Here is an 11,574-nt window from a genome sequence, read left to right on the forward strand (position 1 = left end):
TTAAGGCAAGCATGTCTTTTCCCATAATTTTTCCATTCCTATGGAGCTAGGGAAAGCGATGGAACGAGACATATGACTTCCGGAATTTTATGATGGTGCGGAGTATGTGATGTTGTTTTGGGCGTAGGAAAAAACAAGTGGTTTATGGTTTTTACGATAGTGTTCCAAAAGAATGTAATACACATCATAACCGCTCTGCCATGGCCAACCTATTAAAATACTTTTCCGTACTCCTCTGGTTCAATCTCCCATTAGTATCCCTTGGCCAGACCAACACTTTTCCTACAACTGGCAATGTAGGCATTGGAACAACAACACCCAACGCCTTATTTCAGATAATCCAAAACAACAATCAATTTAGTATTAGGCCTGAAAGCAATCAATCAGGGACGCTTATAAGTTCTGGGCAAGCAATCAATTTGGTATTTAACGATAACAATGTAGGAACCGACTTTTTCAGTATCAGGGCAAATGGTACAACATTCAGCACTTCGGACGAACTGCTGCGAATCATTGCCAACGGTAACGTAGGTATAGGGACTTCGCTCCCGGCTTCTAAGCTCCATATAAAAAGTGGTGGTCAGCAAATCATATTTGGCACTGGAAGCAACTCCAGTGGATATAATTTTAGTTTAGGGGTCAATGACGACGGAATCAACTTTTCGAACAATTCAAATTACAGAGGATTTAATTTTGACAACAATAGAGGCCAATTATTAAAAATAACCCATTTGGGCAATGTGGGTATAGGCACCACCAACCCGGATGCCAAACTTACCGTAAAGGGGAACATCCATGCCGAGGAGGTCAAAGTAGATCTCAATGTACCTGCTCCCGACTATGTCTTTAAGGAAGACTATGAACTCAAGTCCCTGCAACAAGTCCAAGACTACATAAAAGAACATGGGCATTTGCCCAGTATTCCTTCGGCCAGGGAGATGGAGGAAGACGGGATTGAGCTTGGAGCGATGGACATGAAACTGTTGGAGAAGATTGAGGAGCTGACTTTGTATACCATCCACCAAGAAGAAAAACTCACAGAAAAGGAAATGCAGGTAATGCTTTTAAGAGATGAGTTGAAAGCGTTGAAAGGTCGATTATCAACTATTGAAAAATACATTCTAGAAAAATGAGACAGTTCATACTTTATGCACTTATGCTTTTGTCCGTCATCTCTGTTATGGCCCAGGGCAGAAAAATTGTTTTAGGCTCCAATAACGGCTCGCCAGAATATTTGGTGGGTCAAATACCTGCCCACTCTACCAGCAACTATGCGAAGCTTAAAGTAGAAATTTTTGGCGGCAGTTGGCATAACAACAATTTGGGGGAAAACCATTATTACATTTCATCAAGGGATGGCCTTAAAATACATCAAGAAGTTCATGGTGGAAGTTATAGCAGGTATGCCTTAAAAGTCTACGACAATGGTAACGGCTATGATATTGTGGTCAAGGTTGTTGACCATTATCCTTCGTTCTACATACGATCCTGGCTTTTAGCTTCGGGAGGGACACTTTCAGAAAATACCATCTTGGATTATGATGCTACAGGGAAAACGGATATTACGGGGCAAATAACGATAACCACACTTTTTGCCACCCAAAACAATGGTAACGTAGGAATTGGAACCACTTCTCCAGATGCCAAACTTACCGTAAAAGGTAACATTCATGCTGAGGAGGTCAAAGTAGATCTCAATGTCCCTGCTCCCGACTATGTCTTTAAGGAAGGTTATGACCTCAAATCCCTGAAAGAAATCCAAGACCATATAAAAGCACATGGGCATTTGCCCAATATTCCTTCGGCCCAGGAGATGGAGGAAAACGGGATTGAGCTTGGAGCGATGAACATGAAACTGTTGGAGAAGATTGAGGAACTAACACTTTATACCCTACAACAGCAAACCATACTGGAAACGGTATTGCAACGGACCAGAAAACAGGAAAGGGAAATCCAGGAGTTAAAAAAACAGATGCAATGAAAAAAATAGGAACGGTCATCTTATCACTGGGGTGTTTACTGGGTATGAATGCACAGAATGATTTCCCTGATTCCGGGGATGCTAAAATCCAGGATGCCAATTTAACAATTGAGACCTCGCAATGGCGCCCTAGTCTACTGACCTTAAGGGATACCCATTACAATCCGAATCAAGTATACCATTTTCAATTGGAGAGTGATGGGCTCAAGATAAAACAGGACGGGGAAGTAAACTATCAATTCAAATCCGGCGGAAATTTCATAGTCAGAAATGGCAATACCATGTTGGGTATAGGGAGTCCACTATATAAATTACATATTAAAGATCCTTTTGGAGGAGCGGCCATAGGTCTTGAAAGAGGGGGCAAGCTTTGGCGCTTCGACTTACAGACCAATTCCGATCGACTTTTCATAGGTCATTCCGATAATAGTTCCATAGTTACTTTTCATAAAGATGGCAAAATGGGGATTGGAACCACCAGTCCAGATGCCAAACTGGAGGTACATGATGGAAGCATTGAAATAAATTCCTCCCCTTTTGCACACTTCAAGATATTAAGGGACAATGGCGCTACAGCTAGTATGGGCATAACCAGTAATACCAAACACGCTTACTTGAGTTCGGCTGGTGAGTTAAAATTCTTGACGGATTTGGAAAACGCTGATGCATCAACTAAAATGTTTTTGACCAGGTCTGGACGTCTAGGTATTGGCACCACTAGTCCAGATGCGAGACTCACCGTAAAGGGCAATATCCATGCCGAGGAAGTCAAAGTAGATCTCAGTGTCCCAGCTCCCGATTATGTCTTTAAGGAAGGCTATGACCTCAAATCCCTGCAAGAAATCCAGGACTACATAAAAGAACATGGGCATTTGCCCAATGTGCCCTCTGCGAAGGAGTTGGAAGAAAATGGTATTCAACTGGGAGTGATGAACATGAAATTGTTGGAGAAGATTGAAGAGTTGACCCTCTATACCCTACAGCAACAAAAAGAAATACTACTGCTGCACGAACAACTTAAAAAAGTGGATGCACTGCAAGAGCAAATAAACAATCTGTTGAACCAAAACCAAGAATAAATGAAAAAATGCGCATTACTTCTTTTTCTGTTGGGTTCATGGCAACTATGGGCCCAATCGACCACGGAAAACTATACCAAGAGTTACGAACCTAAAATTGCTTTTAGTGTTTCCCAACTGGAAGATGTTATTGGGGATGCCGGTACATCCAGTAGTTTTACGTTAAGTGCACCTGTAAGTTCAGGGACCTTTGAGGCAAAACAAAGTATCACCTTGGCACCAGGATTTCATGCCACGGGCAATGTAACGATCAAGATTGTGGGGTTCCATCCCGAGGTTTTGGAAAACATCACCTATACGGATGGGTTGGGAAGACCTGTACAAAGTATCGCCAAAGCGCAGAGCCCCAATGGCCATGATATTGTGCAATTTATGGAATACGACCAATTTGGACGTACGTCCAAAAATTACCTGCCATATCCCACCACACAGAAAACCGGGAATTTTATTGCCGATCCCAAGACCCCACAAACGGCTTATTACCAAAACCAATATGGGGATACCTATGCCTACGGGGAAACCATTTTTGATGATTCCCCCCTGAATCGGGCCATTGAGACTTCCTCGCCGGGCTACGACTGGCGAATTATCTCAGGTAGCAATAGTGACCATACTACGAAAATGGAATACGCTACCAATACCTCCACACTGGAAATTGTGAAGTTTACCATAAACGATTCGGGAGCAAGTCCAGTAGTTTCAAAAGGGGCATATGGAACCAAGGAATTGTTCAAGAATATTGTAAAGAATGAAAATTGGCAGTCTACGGATGGGCAATTGAACACCGTGGAGACCTATACGGACAAAAATGGCAGGACGGTGGCAACCATTGTTTTTGAAGAGGTATCAGGTACCGTTGAAAAGCGCATTACCCAAAATGTTTACGACATCCAGGGCAGATTGCGCTACATATTGCCACCAAAGGCATTGGAAAATGTAAACCCTTTACAGAACCCCTATGTTATTAATGAGGATCTGGTCTACCAATATGAATATGACGAATACAATCGGCAAATTGCCCAGCGGGTACCTGGTCGGGACTGGGAGTATCTGGTGTATGATCAGTTGGACCGACCCTTTCTTATGCAGGATAAGAATCTTGCCAATCAGGGAAAATGGCTCTTTACCAAATATGATGCCTTTGATAGGCCTGTATATTCCGGTTTTTATTTTAACTCTGGGAATACTCCGCAAGAATTACAGGACATCGTCGATAATTTTATTGCTAATAATACGGATAACCCTGCCAATATAGAAAAACGAATAGCCGGCACCAACAACCTTGGTTTGGGTCAGGGTATTGACATCAATTATACGAATGATGCTTTTCCTAAAGGCATAATAGATATCCTCTCGGTATACTATTACGATGACTATGACTTTACGGACACCGACAAACCCGCAACACCAACAACAGTCCAGGGACAAACAGTGACCATAAGGACCCAGGGACTCCAGACCGCCAACTTTTCCAGAACAATGGGTGAAAATACATGGACAAAGCTGTATACCTATTATGATGAAAAGGGCCGTGAGATCAAAATCCACAACAAAAATCATTTGGGAGGCTATACCGCTACGGAAAGCAAACTCGACTTTAGGGGGAAGATAGATTTGGCGGTGACCAAACACAAACGGGTAACCTCAGATACGGAGTTGGCCATTAATGACCGTTTTACCTATGACTATGCAGAACGTGCCTTGGGACATTTTCAAAAGATCAACAGTCAGGCCGAGGAACGCATTGCGGAACATGACTATGATGAACTGGGAATGTTGACCCTAAAAAAAGTGGGTGGCAGCGCTGCTTCCAGCATCCCTTTACAGGAGTTGGCCTATGAGTACAACATTAGGGGCCAGTTCAAAGCCTTGAACAATGTAAACACCCTAGATGACAAGCTTTTTGCTTATAAAATCAACTATAACCAAGCGGCGGAGGGTGCCGGTACCGCTCCCGCCCGTTATGATGGTAGTATCTCCCAGATCATTTGGCAATCAGCTTATGATAACACCAAACGCAGTTATGCCTATTTGTACGATGACCTTAATCGACTATCGGAGAGCAAGTACCAGTACAACTCCGGTCTAAATGGTAATGTTTCAAACAATTTCAATACCCAGTATACCTACGATGAGCACGGTAACATCAAATCCTTGGAACGCAGGGGAAGCTCTAACCTTATAGACCAACTGACCTATAATTATGGCACGGCCAATGGCAATCAATTATTGTCCGTTTCAGATGCCGGTTCCTCCCTAGGATTTATAGATGGAAATACCAGCGGCAATGATTATGCCTATGATTACAATGGGAATATGACCAGGGATTTAAACAAGGGGATTACCAATATTGGCTACAACCATTTGGATCTGGTCAATACGGTCTCCTTACCCAGTAATCGTAGTCTTAACTTTTTATATGATGCCAGCGGAGCCAAGCTACAGAAAAAGTATATGAACGGTTCTTCCACGGTAACCACTACGGACTATCTAGGGGGCTTTCAATATGCCGATGGCAACCTTCAATTTTTCCCTACGCCAGAGGGCTATGTGTACAAGTCGGGAAGTACCTATAAATACATGTACATCTATGCGGACCATTTGGGGAATACCCGGGTAAGTTATACGGATACCAATGGCAATGGTACCATAGAAAGCTCGGAATTGGCCTCCAATCGCAACTATTATCCCTTTGGAAGCGTCCATAGTGGGGACTATACCAATGGCCTGTCCGCGGTATATAAATATACCTTCCAGGGCAAGGAATTCCAGGCTGAGGACGGATTGAACTGGCATGATTTTGGCTCCCGAATGTACGACTCGGAGCTAGGTCGTTGGATGGCCACAGACCCACAAAGCCAATTTGGTAGTCCGTATTTGGCCTTGGACAATAATCCCATATTATATGTTGATCCCGATGGGGAATGGGTTTGGATTGCAGTTGGAGCAGTAGTTGGTGGTGTGATTAATGTAGCGGCAAATTGGGATAATATAGATAATTTTTGGGAAGGCGCAGCAGCTTTTGGCAGTGGAGCATTAGTTGGAGGTGCAACAGCGGCTTGTGGAGCCTGTGGAAGTGCAGTTGCTTTAGCTGCCGGAGGGGGAGTATTGACCGGAGCTACAAATAATATCATTAGTCAAACAGGTAACGGTAGAGGGCTAAATGATGTCGAGTGGGGATCAGTTGTACAAGGTGGCGTGATAGGAGGAGTATCTGGTATAGCTGGATACGGTGCCGGAAATTTAGCCGCAAGATACGGAGGAAATGTACTAATAAACGGATTAAATGTCCAAGGACCCGCAGTTCGTGGCGCTCTTGGAGGTGTCGCTGGTGCTTTTGGAGGAGGTTATGCAAGTGGTTTTACTGGAGCATTATTGTCTGGAGCAAACCTAGGAGAAGCTAATCAAGCAGGTTTGAATGGAGCAACCGATTTAGGGAACCTTGGTATAGGAACTGTTGCAGGCTTTGCTGGAGGTTATAAATATGCGAGAGATAATCAAATAAATCCATTGACTGGCAAATTTGAAAATACCACTAATCAAGTTGCAATAGGCAGAAATCAACATAAAAGAGTCAATCCCGCGGCTAACGATTTAGGAGCGGAAACTATTTCAGAATCTTGGGCAGAGAAGTTTGGCAACAAATGGATTCCAGATGATGTTGGTTTGAACTTTAACAATGATTGGTTCAACAAAAGATTAGATTTAAACTCCAATGTTTTTGATTTTGGAAACGGAGGCTTTAAGGATTACAGTCCATATTACAATGTTGAGTTGAATTCACTTCAATTCCGTTCTTATCCTATCATTAGGGCGCGCTACTCCAGTTTTTTTGGTCAAAGAGTAAGAATCATATATTATGAGAATAGGTTTATTACACTACCTTGGAATAACTAATTCACATCAATAACATCCTATGACTTGGAATGAACTTTTAGGTATTATTATAAACGCTTTTTCTAATACTGATTTTGGTATTTGTAGTACTTACTCTATTACAATTTGTGCTTATGAGGTTAAAATTGTTATTGAGAATCCCGTGAAGAGGTATTTAGTTGAAATAGAAATAGAAGGTACAAGAGTCAAAAAGGTTGAAGTTTCCATTTATTCATGGTTTGGGATTAGGAAAAAGACTTATTCCGTCTTTGAAGATATAATGACCTTCAATCAAAGTAATATTACCATAGAAAGAAAAATTGAAAGAATAGCCAATGAAAGCCTAAGAATTTTGAAAAATTTCGCCAAGGAATGATAATACCAATTGATACTAGTCAATAAATAGGGAAGCCAATTAGATAAATTTTTATCAGTAAAAAGATTCTTTAGGCTTGGTTACGAACAAATTTCAAAACGATTTGGAAAGGACACAAGTTTATTGAAGAAAACTATTAATAGAAAAGCCTTCAATTTAAAGCTAATAGAAAACGATATTGAAAAATAGAAAAAATGAAAAAAATAACATTGACGATAATAGCTGGCATGATAATTACTCAAGCTGTATTTACCCAGAATACAGATGCCAACGATATCCAAACCCCGGAACAATCCCCATTTAATATGGCCAGTGGTTCCATCCAAGGGGCCATAGCCAATTCCGTTAAGGAAGTAACGGGTAAGGCAAACCTTTCCGTGCCCATTGCCAATATCAATGCCCGGGGGGTCTCCTACCCCGTTTCACTGACCTATAATGGTGATGATGTGTTCCGGCAGGCCCAATACATGAACCGATATAGAACCCAGAGTATTCTGGGTGTCGGCTGGAATATGAACGTCCCCAAAATAGTAGTGGACCATAAAGGTACGGCAACAAGGGATGATGATACTTTTTATCTGCTGGACGGTAACAACAACACAAAACTGATCTGCACCAAAAAACAGATTTTAGAGGGGCTGTTTGGTATTGGCAGTAGCTATATGGCTTTTCAAATGGAAAAGTATGCCCCCTATAAGATCAGTTACAGAATCCGTACTAGGGACAACGTAAATAGTGTTTTTGTAACTACCGAGCAGGATTACTGGACCATTACGGATGATAAGGGCATTACCTATACCTACGGCAATACCGATAATACCAGACAGAATGTAGTGGCTTGGGGCAATTGGATCGGGGATTCCAGAAATACGGTTGGGGATTCCAAACATACCACGGTCTGGAACCTTTCCAAGATTCAAGATCAATGGGGCAATAACCTGACTTTTAGCTATGATAAGGTAGAGGGATTTGCCTCCAGCTCGGGGGAAAGACATACCGAAGCCTCTTATTTGGAAGAGATTACCGCTTCCTCGGGAGGAAAAATCGTATTCACCTATGGCAACAAGCCCATTACGGAATACTACGAACCCCATACGGAGGCCCAGGAACCCGACGCCTATCAAGAACAGTTTGAGACCAAATACCTGAGTTCCATCAAAACCTATGACAGGGCCAATCAATTGGTCTATACGTATGGTTTGGGCTACAGTGTGATAAAGAAGGTGGCCAGCAACGACCGAAATCGATATTTGCAGAGCATTACCCAAAAAGATAAAAACAATACGGCCTTGCCTCCCCTGGAATATGAATACCATACCACGGGGATTTTTGAGGGTGGGCTTAGAAAAGTGACCTATCCATCGGGAGGATCCGTTTCGTATACGTATGGCGAAAAAACCATATTCGATAGTGGCAGTATATCCGCTGTTGTAGACGGCAATATTTCCAATAATTATACCACTGTAGGCCATTTTGCAGGTCAGAACTATGCTTTACGGGTAAGGCATGAAGGCAATTGGAATACCAATGAAAGATTGAGCATTGTTTATGACTTCTGGATTGGGGAAAAATGGAAACGAAGGGAGTTTATCATTCCAGAACTGGTTAAGGTGGTTTTTAGAAACGGCAGACACGAAGTCAATACGCTGAAATTTGCATCAGGGAAGGACTTTTTTGCTTTCTTAACATTTGATAGAGGTAACAATAAAGGAAGTGTGTACCTATTCCATAAGAAACAAGATGGTGTAGATTGGTTACAAACCAGTTATAGGAATATTACCGTGGAATCGGGATCGGCAGATTATCCCAATGAAGATCCCGTATTGTTGGCAGGAGAAGATTTTGTAGCCGTCGGAACCAATAGGCCCGGAAGGTTGTTGACCTATACCTGGAATGGAAATGGGTGGAATTCAAAATCCATTTCGCAAGGTACGGGCCAGTTTTATTACGGGGCGGCCAACAACTTTATCGTGGCCCTGGATGAAGATGGCGGAAGTGACTGGATAACAGGAGTAAATCATGCAGATAATTACTACATCCATTATTTGGATGCGGAGAAGCAATGGCACACCAAATCGTGGTCGGCGGCTGCCGATCCACATACCCAGGGAACCCATGACCCTAGCTACCTATATGCTTCCAATTCCATGTTGGGTTTTATGGCAGGTAATCAAGAAGAATATATTTTACGTTGGGACATGGACTATAATTTAATAGCAGTGGATGATGTTGTTGGACAGCATACGGATACCTATCCACTGTTGCCCGTAATGAATAACGTTTTTATGTTGCTTAAAAGCTCACCCAACGGCCCCTATGGCCCCACTAAGGGATTGGCCTTCGATGGCTCTAACTGGAGTTTGGAACCTTTTGACCCTATTAATGTTTCCTACGATTATGCATTATGGAAGAATAAGGTATTGACAAAACGAAACGGTAATCCATATATCCATCGTTACAACCCAAATACTGACCAGTGGACCCACAATTCATTGGGTCAAATAATGAGCAACAATGGGATAGCAGTTGGGCAGCACTTTTTTATGGCGGACAACCATGGGTATCGAATAGAGAATACGGGTACGATTACTTCCCTAGAGCAGATTTCAAATTATTTTCAATCTCCCTTTAATAAGATTATTTATAACAACTTAAGTGGTATCTACCAACAATCTGAAAATCAAGGGAGTTATTTTTGGATGAACCAAAAAGATGGTCAAATCGATAGAGTTATAGTTCCTATTACTCATACCTCCAGCTTAATTCATGCGAATAGAAGTGTACCTCAACTGGCAAGGGGGACACAAAATTTCATGAGTTCCAATACCTTTTGTTTGAATCCCAACGGGTTTAATTTTAATAGAATAGTTGATGGGGAATTGAACAAAGTGGTCAAGGATATTGTGGTCGCGAGCATAGAAATTAACAATGGCGGGGGAGAGCTACGTACCGTAACTTACGATTATAACGATGCCCATACCTTACCGGACGATCAAAACACCTTCTATGGCAAGGTCGTTGTCCAAAACAGGGGCTATGGCAGTGGTAATATTGGTACTACGGAAAAATACTTTAATACCGGGGAAGATGACGTACAGATGGCAGGATTGCCGGAAAGAGTAGTAATCAAGAACAAATCCGGTAGTCAGGTGAGCGAAACGGAGACCAACTGGTTTAAATTCAGCAAAGCCTTTCAAAACACGGCGTATAGGACCATTGGCAGGGGCTACTATTTGCGACCTAACAGAATCATTGAACGAACACGATTGGACGGACAGGACGTCACCACCACGACCACTAACGGCTATAATACCTATGGACATTTGTCAAGTTCTACCCGTACCAATAGTGACGGCCAAGTAGAATTTACCTCGACAAGATATGCTCACCAGGAATACAGTTTTGTTTTGAACAAAAACATGCTGTCCTTTCCGTACGAGACCAAAATAATTGTAGGTAGCCAAACGGTAGGTGTGGAACAGTCCATTTGGAAATCTTGGAGTGGGAAAGCATACGCCTATCAGAATAAATCGGGCACCACGACCAGCAACTTAAGGATCAATAGCGAGATTACCAAGGTGGATACCTACGGAAATGTGCAGGAGAGTAACAATGGTCAGGGTATTTTTAAAACTGTCCTTTATGGATATGGCAATTTATATCCTGTGGCAACTGTTACCAATGCCACATTTACCGAGGTGGATAACCAGTTGGATGTTTCTTATGGTAGTCTACAAAGTTTATCCAACAGTTCCTTGGAAACGGAATTGAACAAATTATATGACCGCCTACCCCAAGCCATGATCAATCTAAACCTTTATGATAATCAGGGCAGGGTTACACGAACATTGGATGAACGCGATGAAGCGGTGAACTTTAGCTATGATTCCTTTGGAAGATTGGAATATACTACGGATTCGAACAATAGGGTCATTGAGAAAAAGGAATACCACTTTGGTACCCACTAAATTGGGAGGATTGCTGTAAATCAACTTTTTTCTGTAAGGGTGTTCAGTTGAACACCCTTACTATAAAAGGAATACCCCTTGGGAAGGTGTTTTAATCCCCATATCCGTTTCTTTACGCTGATTCCATCGCAGCGCAATTGTAGAAGCAGTGGTAAGCATCATATTTTGACATAAAAAAGCTACGGTCCTGGGTTTTCTGCATCGTAGCTTTTCGCTATTGGGATTTCCCTATTCTCGTTGCACTCTTCAGTTGTTGTTCTGTAGGTCACCCTGAGCGAAGTCGAAGTATGATGC

At 42.3% G+C, this 11,574-nt stretch carries 6 protein-coding genes; all 6 read left to right on the forward strand.

Annotated features, from left to right (window positions below; all coding sequences use genetic code 11):
* Positions 1–200: 200 nt before the first annotated feature.
* The 6 genes from L0P88_RS07375 to L0P88_RS07400 all read left to right on the forward strand — a co-directional run bounded on the left by L0P88_RS07375 (position 201) and on the right by L0P88_RS07400 (position 11,280).
* Complete coding sequence (locus L0P88_RS07375; RefSeq protein WP_247133963.1) at positions 201–1,133, forward strand: tail fiber protein; 933 nt, start codon at positions 201–203, stop codon at positions 1,131–1,133.
* The gene (locus L0P88_RS07380; protein WP_247133964.1) at positions 1,130–1,981 is read left to right on the forward strand and encodes a tail fiber protein; all 852 of its coding nucleotides are present in this window, start codon (positions 1,130–1,132) and stop codon (positions 1,979–1,981) included. The genes L0P88_RS07375 and L0P88_RS07380 overlap by 4 nt, the downstream gene beginning before the upstream one ends.
* Positions 1,978–3,060: a tail fiber protein gene (locus L0P88_RS07385; RefSeq protein ID WP_247133965.1), complete on the forward strand. Its 1,083-nt coding sequence runs from the start codon at positions 1,978–1,980 to the stop codon at positions 3,058–3,060. The genes L0P88_RS07380 and L0P88_RS07385 overlap by 4 nt, the downstream gene beginning before the upstream one ends.
* Positions 3,061–6,957 carry a DUF6443 domain-containing protein gene (locus L0P88_RS07390; protein ID WP_247133966.1) on the forward strand — a complete coding sequence of 1,299 codons (3,897 nt, stop codon included), beginning with the start codon at positions 3,061–3,063 and terminating at the stop codon, positions 6,955–6,957.
* A gap of 19 nt (positions 6,958–6,976) precedes the next feature.
* Positions 6,977–7,312: a hypothetical protein gene (locus tag L0P88_RS07395; protein ID WP_247133967.1), complete on the forward strand. Its 336-nt coding sequence runs from the start codon at positions 6,977–6,979 to the stop codon at positions 7,310–7,312.
* 194 nt (positions 7,313–7,506) lie between these two features.
* Complete coding sequence (locus L0P88_RS07400; RefSeq protein WP_247133968.1) at positions 7,507–11,280, forward strand: SpvB/TcaC N-terminal domain-containing protein; 3,774 nt, start codon at positions 7,507–7,509, stop codon at positions 11,278–11,280.
* Positions 11,281–11,574: the final 294 nt, after the last annotated feature.

This window comes from Muricauda sp. SCSIO 64092 (genome assembly GCF_023016285.1).
GTDB lineage: Bacteria > Bacteroidota > Bacteroidia > Flavobacteriales > Flavobacteriaceae > Croceivirga.